Origin of the sequence: Pseudomonas sp. S10E 269 (genome assembly GCF_002798465.1) — a bacterium.
GTDB classification, from domain to species: Bacteria; Pseudomonadota; Gammaproteobacteria; order Pseudomonadales; family Pseudomonadaceae; genus Aquipseudomonas; species Aquipseudomonas pergaminensis.
The window spans coordinates 5,525,595-5,543,483 of record NZ_PHIJ01000001.1; the positions used below are offsets into that span (position 1 = coordinate 5,525,595).

A 17,889-nucleotide genomic window follows, 5' to 3' on the forward strand; every position below is an offset into this window, starting at 1 on the left:
TTAGACCTGATCAGCAGAAGTAGAGGTATGGGAGGACACCAGGCCGTCGACGACGACCACGGGAGCCGGTGCTGCCGGTTGGTTGCGCAGCACTTTTTCGATAAAGAAGCGCGGGCGGGCACGCACGTCGCTGTACATGCGGCCCAGGTATTCCCCCAGCAGCCCCATGCCGATGAACTGGCCACCGGTGAACACGAACAGCACCGCGAACAGCACGAACAAGCCATCGCCCGCCCAGTCGGCACCAAAGGCCAGGCGCATGACGATCAACGCCAGGGCGAACAGCATGCCCAGCGCCGCCAGGCTGAAACCGACGATGGACAGCAGGCGCAGCGGGGTGGTGGTCATGCAGGTCAGCAGGTCGAACATCAGGCTGATCAGGCGCATGGCGCTGTATTTGGATTCGCCGTGTTCACGCTCGGCGTGGTGCACCAGGATCTCGGTGGTGTGACGGGCGAAGCCATTGGCCAGGATCGGGATAAAGGTGCTGCGTTCGCGGCAGGCGAGCATCGCGTCGACGATGGTGCGGCGGTAGGCGCGCAGCATGCAGCCGTAGTCGGTCATGGCCACGCCGGTGGAGCGTTGCACGGCGAGGTTGATCAGGCGCGAAGGCCAGCGGCGAAAGGCCGAGTCCTGGCGATTGTTGCGCACGGTGGCAACCACGTCGTAGCCCAGGGCAGCTTGCTCGACCAGGCGCGGGATTTCTTCCGGCGGGTTCTGCAGGTCGGCGTCAAGGGTGATCACCACTTCACCACGGCACTGTTCGAAACCGGCCATGATCGCCGCATGCTGGCCATAGTTGCGGTTGAGGATAACCGCCACCACGTTGCTGCCGTCTTCAGCGGCGGCGTCTTCCAGCAATTGGGCCGAATTGTCGCGGCTACCGTCATCCACCAGGATGATTTCGTATTCGTAGGCCAGTTGCTTGCAGGCTGCCGTCGTACGACGCAGCAATTCAGGCAGGCTCTCTTGTTCGTTGTAGACCGGGATGACGATCGACACACAATGAATAGGGTAGGGTTTCAAAGATTCATGACCTCGGGGTTAGAGCAACTTGGAGCGTGGCAACAGCAGCAATCATTGGGCAAAAGTCCAGGCCGCAGGTTAAAGAACGGCGACAAAGATGAAGCGTAATCAAGAGGTTAGACGATATAGCGCGGTTTGCTATGAAGTGCTGTGTTCAAGATTAAGCGCAAAAATGTGGAACCGATATGAAAGGCAGATGAAAAACTCGTTTATTTGACAGGTAGACAGCTAGGGTTCAGCTAGGCAACTAACGGGCTGCGAACTTTAGTTGGCCAGCGAAATAGGAACGGTCTGCCGGGCATTTGGTTCAACTTGGGCGTACGCGCCGAGCCATCGAATTTTAGTGAAGAATCTTCTCTGCAATGCGCCCCAAGTGCCGGTAAAGTAAGCCGTCTCTTGCCAGGGTGATCGGATGAATAGCGTGCAGCTTTTACGCGGCCAGTTGCGGCCTGCTTTGATGGGATCGTTGATGGGGTTGTTGATGAGTGTGGCGTGTGTCACGACGGCCCAGGCCGATGACGGCGTGGCGCTGACCAGCATCGACCAGGTGCCGGACGGTGTGGAAGTGCGCGGCAAGCAGATCGCGGCCTACACCTGGGACGACAAGCAAGGCAAGAACCTGCTGGTGCTCGCCGAGCAAGTCAGCGAACGCGACGACGACGGCACCCAATCGGCATTCGTGTATGCGGCGCAATACCTGATCGACGGCAACCGCCCCAAACGCGTGTGGATGCTCTACGACGACGTGCAGCATTGCGAATTCGACGCCGCGCTGCGTTTTGACAGGGCTGCGACCAAGGTCACTGACCTCGCCGGCGATGGCATCACCCAGGCTACCGTGGGCTATTCGCGGACCTGCACCAGCGATGTCAGTCCTAATGAATTCAAGCTGATCATGCATGTCGGCAAATCGCAGAAGTACCGTCTGCGCGGGGTCGACCGGTTCGGCGCGGCCTGGTGGGACGAAGAGGCCGGCGCCTTGCGCGGCATGCCACTGCCCAAGGATTGCAGCGTGGCCGGCCAACAGGCGCTGGTCAGCCAGTACAAGGAGCAGGGCACCGAGTTGCCGCTGCCAGGCTGTTATGGGGACGAGAAGGACTTTGCGAAGGCGCCGGACGCGTACCTGACGTTCATGCGCCAGCACTGGTTCGCGCTGATGCAGAAGCAGGACAGCGAGTGGAGCCAGACCCAGGTCCAGCCACAAGAGCCCACCGATGAAGACGACACGGCCCCATGATTTTGTGCGAGGGCCGGTCCTGGGGTAGACTCGACCTTCGCCAATTCACTAAATAGCTCGATTAAACAAAGGCTTGTTCGAGTTATTTAATCCAAAGGCTGATCTACCTTGACTGAGTCTATCCGCAACCCGCTGACCCTGTACCTCACCCGCCTGGCGCCCTCCAGCCAGCTGACCATGCGCTACGTGCTGCAAGATGCGGCCGACCGCCTGGGCTTTGAAGATATCAACCTCGAAGACATCGACTGGCACCTGCTGCAACCCGAACACGTGATCGCCCTGGTCGCCGCCTTGCGCGAGGACGGCTATGCGCCGAACACCTCTTCGCTGTACGTGAATGCCGTGCGTGGGGTGATGAACGAAGCCTGGCGCCTGAACCTGATCAGCCAGGAACACCTGTTGCGCATGCGCACCGTCAAGGCTGCGCCGGGCACCCGCCTGGGCCAGGGCCGCAACCTGCGACGCAGCTTGATCCGCGAAATGATGGAAGTCTGCGCCGCTGACCCACGGCCCCAGGGCCTGCGGGACGCGGCGGTGATCGGCATTCTCTACGGCTCGGGCATGCGCAAGTCGGAGTCGGTCAACCTCGACCTGGCGCAGATCAATTTCGAAGAGCGCAGCTTGCGGGTGATCGGCAAGGGCAACAAGGAGCTGATCAAATACGCGCCGGACTGGGCGTTCGCCAAGCTGCAGGCGTGGCTGGCGTTTCGGCGCGAGCAACTCAAGGAAGGCGAGGTGGATGACAGCTTCCTGTTCAACCGCATCCGCCGCGGCAGCCACATTACCCGCGAGCGCATCACCAAGCATGCGATCTACTACATCGCCCGCCAGCGCGGTGAGCAGGTGGGCGTGAAGATCATGCCCCATGACTTTCGCCGTTCGTTTATCACGCGGGTGATCGAGGAGCATGACCTGTCGATCGCGCAGAAACTGGCACATCACACCAATATCCAGACCACCGCCAGCTATGACGTGCGCGACGACAATGAGCGGCGCCGGGCGGTGGATCGGTTCGATCTGTAGGATTGGCCAACACAATCCCTGTGAGAGCCGGGCTTGCCCGCGATGCAGCGACCTCGATAGCTCAGTTGTACCGAGGTGATGCAATCGCCGGCAAGCCAGCTCCCACATTTGGATCGCGCACTTGCAGTTAGAGGGCAGCCGCCTTCACAGGCAAGTCTGCTCCTTCAGGGGGGGGCAAGGATTAGAGGATCGGCTTGCCGCCAGTCACCGCATATCGCGAACCCGAGATGTAGCTGGCTTCATCCGAGGCCAACAGCACATAGATCGGCGCCACTTCCACCGGTTGGCCCGGACGCCCCAGCGGGGTTTCGCTGCCGAAGCTCTGCACGTCCTCATCCGGCATGGTTGCCACAATCAGCGGCGTCCAGATCGGCCCCGGTGCCACACTGTTGACCCGAATCCCTTTGCTACCGAGCAACTGCGCCAAGCCACCGGTGAAGTTGGCGATCGCGCCCTTGGTGGCGGCATAGGCCAGCAGCGTCGGCTTGGGCATGTCGGAGTTGACCGAGCTGGTGTTGATGATCGAACTGCCGGCCTTCATATGTGGCAAGGCCGCCTTGCAGATACGAAACATCGCCGTGATGTTGATATCGAAGGTCTTCACCCATTCCTCGTCCTCGATGTCCTCAAGGGACTCGTGGGTCATCTGGAACGCGGCGTTGTTCACCAGCACGTCGATGCGGCCGAACTGCTCGACGGTTTTATCCACCAACGACTGGCACACGCTTTTCTGCGCAATGTCACCGGGCAGCAACAGGCATTGGCGACCGGCCTCTTCGACCCAGCGTGCGGTTTCCTGGGCGTCTTCATGCTCGTCCAGATAAGCGATGGCCACGTCGGCGCCTTCACGGGCAAAGGCGATAGCCACCGCGCGCCCGATGCCGCTGTCGGCGCCGGTGATCAGCGCGATCTTGTTGGCGAGCCGGCCGGAGCCCTTGTAGCTTTTCTCGCCGCAGTCGGGGTACGGGTCCATTTTTTTCTGCGCACCTGGAACAGCTTGGGCTTGAGGGGCGAAGGGCGGGCGAGGATAGTCAGTCATATCAATCTCCATAGCAGTGCAAAGGGGCTATGGGGTTAGTAGTTACATGCCGGGCGATAGTTGTAACGGATGCCGCCGAAGCCCGACGAGTGGTTGGCTTTAAGCTTATGCATAAACGGTATTTCCGCTGCCGCCATTAGACTTCTTAAGATCACGTCATAACTCGTTATGACAAGTGACCTTGATGAACGATTCCAGCCTCTCTCCACTGTCCAGCATTCCCCTGCATGCCCAACTGCGCGACCTGTTGCGCAGTCGCATACTCGACGGCGAATATGCGCCCAACACCCAAATGCCCTCAGAAAGCGAGTTGGGCGTGCGCTTCAAGGTCAGCCGCATCACCGTGCGCCAGGCATTGGGCGACCTGCAGAAAGAGGGCTTGATCTACAAGATTCATGGCAAAGGCACGTTTGTGTCCAAGCCCAAGGCCTACCAGAACGTCAGCACCTTGCAGGGGTTGGCCGAGTCGATGACCGAGCGCGGTTATGAAGTGATCAACCGCTTGCGCAGTTTTCGTTTCGTGCCGGCCGACAAGCAGGTGGCCGAGCGCCTGGGCGTGGAGGAGGGCACCGTGGTTGCGCAGATCAAGCGGGTGCGCTTGATCAACCGAGAGCCGGTGTCGCTGGAAATCACCTACCTGCCGCAACCCCTCGGCGAGCGCCTGGAAAAGGCTGACCTGGTCACCCGCGACATCTTCCTGATCCTGGAAAACGACTGCGGCCTGCACTTGGGGCATGCGGATGTGGCCATCGACGCCGTGCTGGCCGACAGCGACCTGACCCAGGCGCTGAACGTGGAACCGGGCTCGCCGATCATGCACATCGAGCGCCTGACCCATACCGCCGACGGCCAGCCGGTGGACTTTGAACACCTGTATTACCGTGGCGACGCCTTCCAGTATCGCCTGCGCATCGACCGTGAACGAGGAAGCCGCCCGTGAGCCGCACAACCCTGGAGCTGGAATACGACATCGTAGTGATCGGCGGCGGCACAGCCGGGCCGATGGCGGCGATCAAGGCCAAGGAAGCCAACCCGGCGCTGCGTGTGTTGCTGGTGGACAAGGCCAACGTCAAGCGCAGCGGTGCGATCAGCATGGGCATGGACGGGCTGAACAACGCGATCATCCCCGGTCACTCGACGCCTGAGCAATACACCAAGGAAATCACCATCGCCAACGACGGTATCGTCAACCAGGCAGCGGTGTACGCCTATGCCACCCACAGTTACGAGACTATCGAGCAGTTGGACCGCTGGGGGGTGAAGTTCGAAAAGGACGAGACCGGCGACTACGCGGTGAAAAAGGTTCACCACATGGGCGCCTACGTGCTGCCGATGCCCGAGGGCCATGACATCAAGAAAGTGCTGTACCGCCAGCTCAAGCGTGCCCGGGTGGCCATCACCAACCGCTTGGTGTGCACGCGCTTGCTGACTGACAGCGAAGGCGCCGTCAACGGCGTGATGGGCTTTGATTGTCGCACCGCCGACTTCCAGGTGATCAAGGCCAAGGCCGTGATTCTGTGCTGCGGCGCGGCGGGCCGACTGGGCTTGCCGTCGTCGGGCTACCTGATGGGCACCTATGAAAACCCTACCAATGCCGGTGACGGCTATGCCATGGCTTACCACGCGGGCGCCGAATTGGCGAACCTGGAGTGCTTCCAGATCAACCCGTTGATCAAGGATTACAACGGCCCGGCCTGCGCCTACGTGACGGGCCCGCTGGGTGGCTACACCGCCAATAACAAGGGTGAGCGCTTTATCGAGTGCGACTACTGGAGCGGCCAGATGATGTGGGAGTTCCACCAGGAACTCGAAAGCGGCAATGGCCCGGTGTTTCTCAAGCTCGACCACCTGGCCGAGGAAACCATCCAGAACATCGAAACCATCCTGCACAGCAACGAGCGCCCGAGCCGTGGCCAGTTCCACGCCAACCGGGGCACCGATTACCGTAGCGACATGGTCGAGATGCACATCTCCGAGATCGGCTTTTGCAGCGGGCATTCGGCCTCCGGCGTGTGGGTGAACGAGCGTGCCGAAACCTCGGTGAAAGGCCTGTATTCGGCCGGCGACATGGCGGCGGTGCCGCATAACTACATGCTGGGCGCGTTTACCTACGGTTGGTTTGCCGGTACCAACGCCGCCCAGTATGTGGTGGAGAAAGAATTCAGCGCGGTAAACACCGAGCAAGTCGCCGCAGAACAGGCCCGCGTCTACGCGCCGCTGGACCGCGAAACCGGCCTGCCGCCGGCGCAGGTCGAGTACAAGCTGCGGCGTTTCGTGAACGATTATCTGCAGCCGCCCAAGGTCACCCGCAAGATGGAAATCGGCCTGCAGCGCTTCAGCGATATCCAGCGCGACCTCGACCAGATGAAAGCCCACAACCCCCACGAACTGATGCGCGCCATGGAAACCAGCGTGATCCGCGACTGCGCCGAAATGGCCGGCCGCGCTTCGCTGTTCCGCGCAGAGAGCCGCTGGGGCCTGTACCACCATCGCGTCGATCACCCGCTGCGCAATGACGCCGACTGGTTCTGCCATTGCCACCTGAAAAAGGGCGATGACGGGCAGATGGTCAGCTTCAAGAAACCCGTGGAGCCCTACGTCATTCCGTTGGACGCCGAAGAAATGCAAGCCTACGACCGCCTGCGCGTGGGGGCTGATGCGGCCTGAAGCTCAATCTCTGGTGAACGGGCTTTCTGTGGTGAGCGGGCTTCTGTGGTGAGCAGGGCAAGCCCACTCACCACAGAAGCCCGCTCACCACAACAATCAGCACAACCACAAAGTGCTAAGGACACCGTGAAATGGCCTACCAACCCCAGGAAATATTTTTTCGCTCCAACGCGCCGGTGACGATCGACGAAGACAAGTGCATTGCCGAAAAAGGCTGCACGGTGTGCGTCGACGTCTGCCCGATGGACCTGCTGGCGATCAATCCCGCAACACAGAAGGCGTATATGGCGTTCGACGAATGCTGGTACTGCATGCCGTGTGAAAAGGATTGCCCCACAGGCGCGGTGAAGGTCGAGATCCCGTACCTGCTGCGCTGAGCGTTTCGACTCCAAGCCATCCGCCAACACCGGACGCCAAAGCCGTACCCCCCTCGTTTCCCACCGCGCCAGATCGCGGCGGAGACGATGCCTATAACCATGATTCGAGGGGAAACACCCAATGTTCTTGCGCGCAACTTTGGCCGGCCTGGTGCTGGCTTCCTTGAGCCTGTCGGTACAGGCACAGACCATCCGGGTCGCCATCGGCACCCAGGACACCACCATCAACTGCGCCGCTGGCGGCTTGCTGATCCGCGAGCTGGGCCTGCTGGACAAGTACTTGCCCCATGACGGCAAGTACAAGGACGCCACCTACGACATCCAGTGGAAAAATTTCACCAGTGGCGCACCGCTGACCAACGAAATGGTGGCCGGCAAGCTCGACTTCGGCGCCATGGCCGACTTCCCCGGCGCCTTCAACGGCGTGGCGTTTGAGGGCGCTGGCAAGCACAGCCTGTTTATCAGCGTGCTGTCGGGCAATATCAAAGGCAGTGGCAACGGCATTGTGGTGCCGACCGAGTCCAGCGCCCAGTCGTTGGCCGACCTGAAGGGCAAGACCATTTCGGTGCCGTTCGCGTCCACCGCCCACGGCATGCTGTTGCGGGCGGTCGCGGCGCAAGGCTGGGACCCACTCACGGATGTGAACATCATCGCCCAGGCGCCCGAAGTGGCGGGTTCGGCGCTGCAAGCCAACAAGATCGAGGCGCATGCCGACTTCGTGCCGTTTGCCGAGTTGTTCCCCAACCGGGGTTTCGCCCGCAAGATCTATGACGGTTCGCAGTCCAACACCCCGACCTTCCACGGCGCGCTGGTGGATGAAAGCTACGCCCGCCAGTACCCGGAAGTGGTCGTCGCCTACCTGCGTGCGACTATCGAAGCCAACCAGTTGCTGGCGGCGGAACCGGAGAAATACAGCGAACTGATCGAAAAAGTCACCGGCGTCGAAGCCGAGGTCAACTACCTGTTCCACGGCCCGCTTGGCGTGCAAACCCGTGACCTGAGCTGGAAGCCGGAATACCGCCAGGCTGTCGGCACCGCCATCGACACCCTCAAGCTGCTGAAAAAAGCCGACCGTGGCCTCGACCTCACTACCTTTATCGATGACCAGTACATCCGCGCTGCCTTCAAGGCGTCCGGCCTGGACTACCAGGCGCAGCTCGGCAATTACGCCCAGGCCCCGCTCACGGCCAACGACGCCTTGACCGGCAAGCCCATCACCGACTGGAAACACGTGGCACAAATCTGGGTGAAAGGCGAGCCCAAGGTGCGTGACTACGCGTCTGCCGAATCCGCGTTCAGTGCATTGGCCCGTTTGAAAAAAGACGGCAAGGACGTGCGTGCCGTCTACGCCCAGGCCGAAGACAGCGGCATCAAGCTGCTCGCCAACCAGGCGTGGTTTGCCAGTGACCGCCAAGGCGCGTTGAGTGCATTCCTGCTCAAGGGCCAGGCGCAGCAGTTCGCGGATGCCCAGGGCGGCAAGGTGTTTGATTTCACCACGGCCGGAGCGCAGGCCGTGGTCGGTCGCTGAGAGGAATAGGCCCATGTCGACTGCTGCTTATCGCTGGTTGCCGCGCACAGCGTCACTGCTGGTGTGCCTGTTGTTCTGGCAACTTGCTGCCAGCCACCACTGGAACCTGTGGCTGGTGACCTTTGCCAACGTACCCACCCCAGGCGCCGTGCTGGAGGCGGCGCTGGGGTTGGCGGACTCGGGCAAGCTGGCCCGGCATTTAAGTGCGAGCCTGACCCGGGTGTTCGAAGGTTACCTGGCGGCAGTGCTGGTGGGGGTTGGCTTGGGCATCGCTATCGGTCGTTCGAAATGGGCTGAAGATGTGCTGCTGCCACCCCTGGAAGTGATCCGACCGATTCCGGCGGTGGCGTGGATACCGTTGGCGATCCTGATGTTTCCATCGTCGGAGCTGTCGATGGTGTTCATCACCTTTACCGGTGCGCTGTTTCCGATCCTGCTCAATACCGTGCACGGCGTCGAGGGCGTCGATCCACGGTTGATTGCTTCGGCACGCAGCCTGGGGGCAGGGCGGGGCGCGATCCTGCGGGAAGTGGTGGTGCCGGGCGCCGCACCCAGCATCATCACCGGCCTGGCCATTGGCATGGGTACGTCGTGGTTCTGCCTGGTGACGGCGGAGATGATCTCCGGACAGTTCGGCATCGGCTATTACACCTGGGAGTCATACACCATCCAGAACTATGCCGACATTGTGGTCGGCATGCTGTTGATCGGCGTGCTGGGCATGGGCAGCAGCTGGCTGGTCAAGCGCCTGGGCGCCGTGTTCACCCCTTGGCACCGTTCGCGAGGTAAAGCCTGATGGAAGGTCGGATTGAAATCAGCGGTTTGTCCATTGTCCTGGGCGAACAGGCGCAGGCATTCGAGGCAGTCAAGGCACTGGATTGCAGGATCGAGCCGGGGCAATTCGTGTGCATTCTCGGCCCGTCGGGCTGCGGCAAATCGACCTTGCTTGGCGCGTTGGCCGGCCACCTGGTGCCGAGCCAGGGCACGTTGCAGATGGACGGGCAGCCAGTGGTCGGCCCGTCCCAGCAACGCGGTATGGTGTTCCAGCGGCACACGTTGTTCCCGTGGCGCAGCGTGCGCGAGAACGTCGCGTTCGGTTTGAAGATGCGCGGCGTGGCCAAGGCTGAGCGGTTGGCGGCAGCCGACGAGATCCTGACCCTGGTCGGGCTTGAAGGATTTGCCGAGCGTTGGCCGAACCAGCTGTCGGGCGGCATGCAGCAGCGCGTGGAAATCGCCCGGGTACTGGTCAATCGCCCACGCCTGTTGCTGATGGACGAGCCGTTCGGCGCGCTGGACGCGCTGACGCGCATGAAGATGCAGGCCTTGCTGCTGGATATCTGGACGCGCATTCGCACCACGGTGGTGTTCGTCACCCACGATATTGATGAGGCGCTGTTCCTGGCCGATCGCATCCTGGTAATGAGCCCGCGCCCGGGGCGCATTATCGAAGACTTCTCGCTGGACTTTGCGCGGCCGCGCCATACCGAACTGATGACCACCCCCGAATTCACTCACCTCAAGCGTCATTGCCTGGAACTGCTGCACCATGAAGATGGCCGCCAGTTGCCACGCCTGAACCCGCTCGGGTTGCCCTCCGATCATTCAACACCGCGATTTGCCATATGACCTATAACCTGGAAATAGAAGCCCTGCGCCCGCGCCTGCAAGCCCCGGACGCAGGCATGCGCCGCATTGCCCTGATCGACCTGGCTGACCTCGAAGACCCCGACGGCCTTGAATGGCTGGTGGACAGCCTGCGCAACGATCCCTCCGTGGACGTGCGTGCCCAGGCCGCCACCTTGCTGGAAGCCTGGGAAGAAACCGAGGTGGTGCAGGCGTTGTGCGAGGCGCTCACAGATGCCGAACCGCCCGTGCGCGAGGCGGCCGCCCAGAGCCTGAGCGTATTGAAAACCGCCGAGGCGGGGGCATTGCTGTTGCCCTGGACCGAGCATGCCGATGTGAGCGTGCGCACCGCGATATTCCGCGCATTGCGTGAGCTGCGCCTGGCAGCGGCGGCGCCGGCGGCCTTGCTGGCATTGGCGGACGCCGACGCGGGTATCCGGCGTGAAGCGGTGGGCGTGGTGGGGTGGCTCAAGCACCTGCCTGCGCTTGAAGCCCTGGCGACCTTGGCCAGCAGCGATCCCGACACCGAGGTCCGCCGCGCTGCCACCGGCGCCCTGGGGTTGGCGAACGATGACCAGGTTCTACCGGCGCTGCACCAGGCGTTGCTGGACCCGGCCTGGCAAGTACGGGAGGAAGCCGCAACCACCTTGGGTAAAGTCGGCAGCCTCAATGCGGGGAATGCGCTGGTCGCAGCGCTGGCGGACGAGTACTGGCAGGTTCGCTTGCGGGCGACGCGCAGCCTTGGCCGCCTGCGTTATCTCCCCGCGCTGGGGGCGTTGATCCAGACCCTGGGCCACAGCATCAGCAACCTGCGCAAGGAGGCCGCCCTGGCACTCGGTGAATTGGGCGATCGCCAGGCGTTGGCGGCGTTACGTGATGCAGCCGACGATGGCGACCCGGAAGTGCGCAAGGCCGTGCGGATAGCCTTGGCGCAGCTGCAATGACCGCCGCGCCGAACGCCATTGGCAAAGGCCGCGACGGCCGTCTGCGCCTGGAGTGGGCCGACGGTGCCCAATGGATCGAGCATGCACGCCTGCGCCGTGCATGCCCCTGCTCGCAGTGCCGGGCGTTTCGGCTACGGGGCAGCCCACCGATGGTGTCGGAAGCGGTGAGGGTGGTGGAGGTCCACCCTCAGGGTTATGGCGTGCAACTGGTGTTCAGCGATGGCCACCAGCGCGGGATTTATCCGTGGGCGTACCTGGCGCAATTGGGCAGCGATCAGGAGGAGGGCGGGGCGCTCGCCAAGTGAGCCGGTAGACGGCGCAGCGTCCACAGCGTGGTGAGCATCGCCGCGACAGCGCACAGTGCGATGCCGATTAACATCGGCGCGGGTGTGTGATCGGCGAACACACCGACCAGCGTCATGGACACGGCGGCGGTGATCATCTGGATCGCTCCGAGCAAGGCCGAGGCAGAACCCGCCACCGCGCCATGATCCTCCAACGACAACACGCCCGCTGCGGGCAGCAACAGCCCGAGAAAACCGAAGCCGATAAACAGCAGCGTCATCGTCAAGGCCAGGCTGTCGACCCACAGCGTGGTGGCCGCCAGCACGGTCATGACCGCCGCCACGGCTACCACCGACCAACGAATCAGCGGCGCGAGGCCAAAGCGTGCACTGAGGCGTGCAGTGAGTTGGCTCATGGCGAAAAACGAGGCGGCATTCAGCGCAAACCCCAGGCTGAATTGCGTTGGCGTCAGGCCGTAATGCTCAATGTACACGAACGGCGCACTGCCGATAAACACGAAGAAGGTCGCCAGGCCAAAACCGCATACCACTGACAGCCCGATGAATACCGGGTCACGCAGCAACGCGCCGTAGCTGCTGAACGCGTTGCCCAGGGTCTTGCCCAGGCGGCGCTCGGCCGGATGGGTTTCGGGCAGTTGCACGATGGTCATCACCAGGCACGCCACGGCCACCACCGCCAACACGGCAAACACTTCACGCCAGCTCCACAACGAGATCACCAGGCTGCCGGCGAGCGGCGCCAGGATCGGTGAGACACTCATCACCAACATCAACAAGGCCATGAGTTTCGCGGCTTCATGCCCGGTGTAGAGGTCCCGCACGATGGCGCGCGGAATCACCATGCCCGCGCACGCGCCAAACGCCTGCAGGGCACGAAAGGCGATCAGGGTTTCGATGGTCGGCGCCAGGGCGCAGCCAACACTGGCCAGCGCAAAAATCACCAGGCCGGCGTAGATCGGCGGCTTGCGCCCGAACACATCGCTGATCGGCCCGTAGAACAGCTGGCACACGCCAACGATGACGAAGAACACCGTGAGGCTCATCTGCACCAGTGCCGGCGAGGCGTGCAGGCTCGCGCCCAGGGTCGGCAAGGCGGGCAGGTAGATGTCGATGGCAAAGGGGCCGACGGCGGTGATCAAGCCCAGGAGGAGGGCGAGGTGGGCGATGCTTCGAGACATGGAATTTCCGGCGCCATCAAGGGATCGGCCAGCTTAGTGAGCCGACCGTGGGTATACAAGGTGACGATTACACAGTTGTTACATTTTCGTTCGGCGTAGCCTTGGCAACCGTTTCCCTTGCATGTCCGCGCAAGGGAAACGCGCAGATCCCCTGACTTGGGCTTCACTAATAGCCAACTGTTGCCGATAACGGTAATAGACGCTCAAGCGGTTGGGTTCCCAGCCGCCTGTCCAGGCCATGGGGATACCTGCATGACGATCAAATTGCGCTTGATGTTGTTGATTGCGACCGGATTGCTGACCGCCTTGATCATGAGCCTGGCCGGCTACCTGGGAAACACCCGGATGGGCACTGCGGTGCATGGCAGCGAACTCAGCATGACGGTGCTGCGTAACCATATGGAAGCCGACATGATGCACGACGCCCTGCGCGCGGACGTGCTGTCGGCGATGCTGGTGGGCTTGGGCAAGAGCACCAGCAGCAAAGCGGAGGTCAACAGCTCGTTGCAGGAACACGCCGAGCATTTTCGCCAGGTGCTCGCGGACAATCTCAAGTTGCCGCTGGACGATGCGCTCAAGGCCAGCCTGGAAAAAATCCGCCCCAGTCTGGATAACTACATCGCCACCGGCGAGCGCATCGTCGCCCTGGCACTCGACAATCCCGACGCCGCCCGCGGTGAACTGGGGACGTTCAACGCGGCGTTCAGCCAGCTTGAAGACCAAATGGCGTCGCTCAGCGAGCAGATCGAGAACAACACCCAGCAGGCCAGTGCCGGCACTCGGCAGAGCATCAGCAATGCCAACCTCACCTTGGGCGTGGTGCTGATCGCCAGTCTGCTATTACTGTTGGCACAGGGGCGGTGGGTCATGCTCAGCATCATGGGGCCGCTGCACACGGCCAGCCGCATTGCCGAGAGTATCGCCCATGGCAACTTGAGCGAAACCATTGTCGAACCCCGCCGCAAGGATGAAGCCAGCGCGTTGATTCGCAGCCTCGCCACCATGCAACGCGACCTGCGCGGCATGATCGAAGTGGTGCGCAGCAACGCCCACGGCGTCAACGGCATGAGCGAACAACTGAGCCATGGCTGCCATGAAGTCGCCGGCAGCAGCCAGCAACAAAGCGCCGCAGCCAGTACCATGGCCGCTGCCGCGAGTGAAATGACCGCCAGCATCGAGGAAATCACTCGGCATGCCGGGCGCGCCTCAGAGATGGCCAACCAAGCACAAATCCTGGCCAAGGACGGCGGCCGGGTGATTCATCAAGTGGTCAGCGACATGGATGGCATCGCCCGTTCCGCGCAGCAATCGGCCCAGGTGATCCGTACGCTGGACAAAGAGTCTGAGGCAATTTTCAGCATTATCCAGGTGATCAAAGGGATTGCCGACCAGACCAACCTGCTGGCCTTGAACGCCGCCATCGAGGCCGCCCGCGCTGGCGAGCAGGGGCGCGGTTTTGCCGTAGTCGCCGATGAAGTGCGCAGCCTTGCCGGGCGCACCAGTGCTTCGACCCAGGAGATTGCCAGCATGGTGGGGCGCATCCAGCAAAGCACGCGGGAAGCGGTCACCAGCATGGAGGAGGGCGTAGCACAGGTCGATAAGGGCATGGCGGTGACCGCCGAGGTGGAGCGAGCAATTCGCGAGATTCTCCAAGCCACGTTGAATACCACCGAGATGGTCAACGATATCTCCCGCACCATCAGGGAGCAGAGCCTGGCCAGCAATGAAATTGCTCACCAGGTGGAGATGATTGCGGGGATGTCGGAGAGTAATAGCCGGGTCATTGGCCAGACAGCGTCGACAACAGACGAGTTGTCCAGCCTGGCAGGCCAGCTGTCACGGTCCGTTGATCGCTTTAGGCTGTAACCTATTGATTTAACTCAACTAAATAGTCATTTAGTTGAGTTGGCAATCAGGGCAGGGGGCTCAGGATTGGGAGAGGGCAGACGTACGTCGTTCGGCGATACGCTCAACCGTTTGCATATGCTGCGTGCCCCACTGGCACAACGCGCCCAGCGCCGTGGCAAGGGATTGCCCGAAGGGTGTCAGGGAGTACTCGACCTTCGGCGGTATCTCGTGGAAGTCCACACGGGCAATGATCTCGTCGCGCTCCAACTCTTTGAGCTGCTGGATCAGCACCTTATCGGTCACACCGCCAATTGCGCGTCTTAATTCACCATATCGATGAACATTCTGGGCCAGGTTGAACAGCACCAGGGGCTTCCATTTGCCGCCAATCACCGCCAGGGCAGCTTCCAGACCACAGTTGAATGAGTTATTGGCCATGATGGCTTGGCTCCAATGGGGGTACTTACTTAAAGGTGCATACTATTCAAAAGAATAGCGCAGATCTAGAGTTGGGCCTCAACCTAATTCATTGGAGTTCAGCATGAGCAGGCTTAACGGGAAAATCGCAGTGGTGACCGGTGGCAACAGCGGCATCGGCTTGGCAACCGCCATTCGCTTTGCAGCAGAAGGCGCGCAGGTGGTCATCGTAGGGCGTCGCCAGGAAGAACTGGATAAGGCGCTGCAACTGATCGGCCCTGAAGCCATCGCCATCCAGGGCGACATTTCAAACCTGGACGACCTGGAGCGCATCTTTACCCAGGTCAAGGCCGCCAAGGGCCGGGTTGACGTATTGTTCGCCAACGCAGGCCTGGGAGATTTCCAGCCGATCGGATCGATCACAGAGGAATCGTTCGACCGTACCTTTGGTATCAACGTCAAAGGCACATTGTTCACTGTACAAAAAGCGTTGCCCCTGATGAGCGCTGGCAGCTCAGTGATCCTCACCGGTTCGACCACAGGCACAATGGGCACACCGGCATTCAGCGTGTACAGCGCTACCAAGGCCGCGCTACGAAATTTCGCCAGGAGCTGGGCGCTGGACCTGAAAGGCACCGGCGTTCGCGTCAACGTACTTTCACCAGGCCCGATCTCGACACCGGGTCTGGACTTGGCGTTGTCGGGTACGGGCCAGAAGGACGCAATCATCGACGACATGACGGCGCAGGTTCCTCTGGGTCGTATCGGCAAACCTGAAGAAGTTGCCGCAGCCGCGTTGTTCCTGGCATCGGATGAGAGCAGCTTCATGACCGGCAGTGAAATGTTTGTCGACGGAGGCTTTGCTCAGGTTTGAGCCAGACAGGGGTTTTGCCTGTTGAAATCTGACGGGCACGGCCCCTGATTGCGCGTAGCGAACCCTTTAGCACTTCTCGTTTTATCCTTTACGCTAGTGCGGGTACAGTCGCGACACTTCACATTGGGCTTCATAAAGGGACGGTCTATATGCTGGGACGGCTTAAATCAGGTCTGTGGGTGGCATGTTTCATGACCAGTGCTACAGCGCTGGCAGATGAACTACCGCGTAGCGAGCAGTTAAAAGCATTCCGCGCTGCTGGATTTAATCAAGAGACGTCGGAGTGCGAAATCGAGACAACTGGTAGCTACACGCCGGCAACCATGGAGCTGGTTAAGGACCTGAATGGTGACGGCCGGCCGGATGCGTTGATTACCGAAGGCAGCACTGACTGTTATGGGCAAGCGGGCACTGGATTTTATCTAGTCAGCCAGCAATCTGACGGTCATTGGAAACTCATGCTCGAAGAAAACGGTGTCGCTCAGTTTCTCGCCAGCAAAGGCAATGATGGTTGGCCTGATGTCGAGATCGGCGGCCCGGGCTTTTGTTTTCCAGTAATGCGTTACGACGGGCAACGTTATCAATTTCACCACAATGTTGGTGAACGGTGCGCTGACTAGTCGTAAATGTCGGACTGCCCAGGGGGCGAACGAAGACAGATCAACGAGGGCGACGGTGGCTGCGTTTGAATCTGCGGGTGGTGGTTGCAGGCCGCTTAGTGAAATGCGTCGTACGGAGCTGCTAACGGATAGCTCGGATGGCGCTGAAAGTAGGATTGTTCGGATGATTGTGCGATTCATTACTCTCTGAATTTGTTGTTTTTTTATAAAAATATTACAAATTCCTGTTGCGATAAGCCGAAATACGGTTTTGTTGCATGGAGCTACTTATTCATACGCAACATTTTTGGGCTAACTGACATGAGAATTGGATAAGCAATTGAGGCTAATGTTGCTGTTTAATCAGTTGCGCTCACCGGCAGCCTATCGCCGTACTTCACAGAATCCAATAAAACGGTAACCATTTGTGCATGACATTTGCGTTGACATCGCGGGAAATGGTAACGGTTGACAGAGTCACGCCGGGTTGCATGGATTCTCGTTTAATCACACTCGCCCGCGTACGCAATACAAGTCCAATGGAAATAGGAGTAGTCAGGTTGGATGCATCCAGATCCTGACCATGGCTCTGATTCAATTTGGCTGCTATGGATTGGACATAAGCTCCGCAAGCTGATCAGCGCTAGCGTCTTGGCGAGAAAAGGTCAGGCTGCCTTCAATGACGCTGCCGTTAAATCGGTACATACCCCAATAGCTGAGCATCCCGCCCGATCCTCGACGCCCTCCGTGAAAGCTTTTCTCGCCTGAGAAAATCCACACAATTTCGAGCTCATGTGAATCGAGATAGGAACGAAACGCGCCGTAATCAACGACGGCGGCACCGTCTCCTGGCTCGCCTATAGAAGGGTCCTTGAAGAGGATTGTTCCATCTGCGGTTGCATAGGACAGGGAGCGACCCTCAGCCAGCCGTAGATCCTGCAATCCAATGCCTTCAAATCAAGCACCGAGCATTCTGCCGACTTTGTAGCCCTGATGAGCTCGTCCAGCTTTACATGGATGATGTCGTTATCTCTGTTCTGAGTGTTTTGGATGAGGAACCGTCAGAAACGTGATGATGGTTGTTCACGTGTTGATGATCATGTCCTGTCATCGCTCAGTCTGGAGCTGCTCGCACACCAGATGCAGACTTGCCATTAATCGTCACAGCGCTCAATCAAATGCCTACGTGCGACCCACAGAGTCG

General features: G+C 60.5%; 17 protein-coding genes and 2 pseudogenes. 14 read left to right on the forward strand and 5 right to left on the reverse strand.

Translation table 11 applies throughout. The features are described 5' to 3' along the window. On the reverse strand, positions 1–1,026 hold the full coding sequence (gene arnC, locus CWC48_RS25690; RefSeq protein ID WP_061436935.1) for an undecaprenyl-phosphate 4-deoxy-4-formamido-L-arabinose transferase: 1,026 nt from the start codon (positions 1,024–1,026) through the stop codon (positions 1–3). Between the two features lie 412 nt (positions 1,027–1,438). On the opposite strand from arnC, the gene CWC48_RS25695 reads away from it, so the two are divergent. Together CWC48_RS25695 and xerC are read left to right on the forward strand one after the other, a co-directional pair. Continuing rightward, entirely contained in the window at positions 1,439–2,263 is an 825-nt protein-coding gene (locus tag CWC48_RS25695) for a M949_RS01915 family surface polysaccharide biosynthesis protein (protein WP_100490636.1), read from the forward strand. Between the two features lie 108 nt (positions 2,264–2,371). Then, entirely contained in the window at positions 2,372–3,286 is a 915-nt protein-coding gene (gene xerC / locus CWC48_RS25700) for a tyrosine recombinase XerC (protein WP_078048482.1), read from the forward strand. 181 nt (positions 3,287–3,467) lie between these two features. Here the strand turns inward: xerC and CWC48_RS25705 are convergent, their stop codons facing one another. Further along, the gene (locus tag CWC48_RS25705) at positions 3,468–4,325 is read right to left on the reverse strand and encodes an SDR family oxidoreductase (protein ID WP_078048481.1); all 858 of its coding nucleotides are present in this window, start codon (positions 4,323–4,325) and stop codon (positions 3,468–3,470) included. Positions 4,326–4,509: 184 nt separating this feature from the next. Here CWC48_RS25705 and CWC48_RS25710 point away from each other — a divergent pair, with 184 nt between their 5' ends. The 8 genes from CWC48_RS25710 to CWC48_RS25745 all read left to right on the forward strand — a co-directional run bounded on the left by CWC48_RS25710 (position 4,510) and on the right by CWC48_RS25745 (position 11,769). Then, positions 4,510–5,265, forward strand: coding sequence for a GntR family transcriptional regulator (locus CWC48_RS25710; protein ID WP_078048480.1), 756 nt, complete (start codon positions 4,510–4,512; stop codon positions 5,263–5,265). Continuing rightward, the gene (locus tag CWC48_RS25715; protein ID WP_100490637.1) at positions 5,262–6,992 is read left to right on the forward strand and encodes a fumarate reductase/succinate dehydrogenase flavoprotein subunit; all 1,731 of its coding nucleotides are present in this window, start codon (positions 5,262–5,264) and stop codon (positions 6,990–6,992) included. The genes CWC48_RS25710 and CWC48_RS25715 overlap by 4 nt, the downstream gene beginning before the upstream one ends. A gap of 131 nt (positions 6,993–7,123) precedes the next feature. Beyond that, positions 7,124–7,369: a ferredoxin family protein gene (locus tag CWC48_RS25720; protein ID WP_028616162.1), complete on the forward strand. Its 246-nt coding sequence runs from the start codon at positions 7,124–7,126 to the stop codon at positions 7,367–7,369. A 121-nt stretch (positions 7,370–7,490) separates the two neighbouring features. After that, positions 7,491–8,897, forward strand: a complete 1,407-nt coding sequence (locus CWC48_RS25725; protein WP_100490638.1) for an ABC transporter substrate-binding protein — start codon at positions 7,491–7,493, stop codon at positions 8,895–8,897. A gap of 13 nt (positions 8,898–8,910) precedes the next feature. Continuing rightward, complete coding sequence (locus tag CWC48_RS25730; RefSeq protein WP_078048477.1) at positions 8,911–9,693, forward strand: ABC transporter permease; 783 nt, start codon at positions 8,911–8,913, stop codon at positions 9,691–9,693. Then, positions 9,693–10,523: an ABC transporter ATP-binding protein gene (locus tag CWC48_RS25735; RefSeq protein WP_100490639.1), complete on the forward strand. Its 831-nt coding sequence runs from the start codon at positions 9,693–9,695 to the stop codon at positions 10,521–10,523. The genes CWC48_RS25730 and CWC48_RS25735 overlap by 1 nt, the downstream gene beginning before the upstream one ends. Then, positions 10,520–11,464 carry a HEAT repeat domain-containing protein gene (locus CWC48_RS25740; RefSeq protein WP_100490640.1) on the forward strand — a complete coding sequence of 315 codons (945 nt, stop codon included), beginning with the start codon at positions 10,520–10,522 and terminating at the stop codon, positions 11,462–11,464. Before CWC48_RS25735 ends, CWC48_RS25740 begins: the two co-directional genes overlap by 4 nt. Further along, positions 11,461–11,769 (forward strand): gamma-butyrobetaine hydroxylase-like domain-containing protein, encoded by a 309-nt coding sequence (locus tag CWC48_RS25745; RefSeq protein WP_099492060.1) that lies wholly within the window; start codon positions 11,461–11,463, stop codon positions 11,767–11,769. Before CWC48_RS25740 ends, CWC48_RS25745 begins: the two co-directional genes overlap by 4 nt. Here CWC48_RS25745 and CWC48_RS25750 read toward each other — a convergent pair. After that, positions 11,739–12,947, reverse strand: coding sequence for a multidrug effflux MFS transporter (locus tag CWC48_RS25750; RefSeq protein WP_099492059.1), 1,209 nt, complete (start codon positions 12,945–12,947; stop codon positions 11,739–11,741). The genes CWC48_RS25745 and CWC48_RS25750 overlap by 31 nt on opposite strands. A gap of 867 nt (positions 12,948–13,814) precedes the next feature. Between CWC48_RS25750 and CWC48_RS30970 the strand changes: the two are divergent. Next, positions 13,815–13,955, forward strand: a pseudogene (locus tag CWC48_RS30970) (HAMP domain-containing protein); the annotation flags it as partial. Between the two features lie 132 nt (positions 13,956–14,087). Beyond that, positions 14,088–14,813: a methyl-accepting chemotaxis protein gene (locus tag CWC48_RS30975; protein ID WP_371857079.1), complete on the forward strand. Its 726-nt coding sequence runs from the start codon at positions 14,088–14,090 to the stop codon at positions 14,811–14,813. Between the two features lie 60 nt (positions 14,814–14,873). On the opposite strand, the gene CWC48_RS25760 is transcribed toward CWC48_RS30975, so the two are convergent. Next, positions 14,874–15,233, reverse strand: a complete 360-nt coding sequence (locus tag CWC48_RS25760) for a helix-turn-helix domain-containing protein (protein WP_078048471.1) — start codon at positions 15,231–15,233, stop codon at positions 14,874–14,876. Positions 15,234–15,336: 103 nt separating this feature from the next. On the opposite strand from CWC48_RS25760, the gene CWC48_RS25765 reads away from it, so the two are divergent. Beyond that, the gene (locus tag CWC48_RS25765) at positions 15,337–16,086 is read left to right on the forward strand and encodes an SDR family NAD(P)-dependent oxidoreductase (protein ID WP_100490641.1); all 750 of its coding nucleotides are present in this window, start codon (positions 15,337–15,339) and stop codon (positions 16,084–16,086) included. A gap of 191 nt (positions 16,087–16,277) precedes the next feature. Beyond that, positions 16,278–16,706: a hypothetical protein gene (locus CWC48_RS25770; protein ID WP_100492462.1), complete on the forward strand. Its 429-nt coding sequence runs from the start codon at positions 16,278–16,280 to the stop codon at positions 16,704–16,706. An 836-nt stretch (positions 16,707–17,542) separates the two neighbouring features. Here CWC48_RS25770 and CWC48_RS25775 read toward each other — a convergent pair. Continuing rightward, positions 17,543–17,768: pseudogene (locus CWC48_RS25775) on the reverse strand (low affinity iron permease family protein); the annotation flags it as partial. Positions 17,769–17,889: the final 121 nt, after the last annotated feature.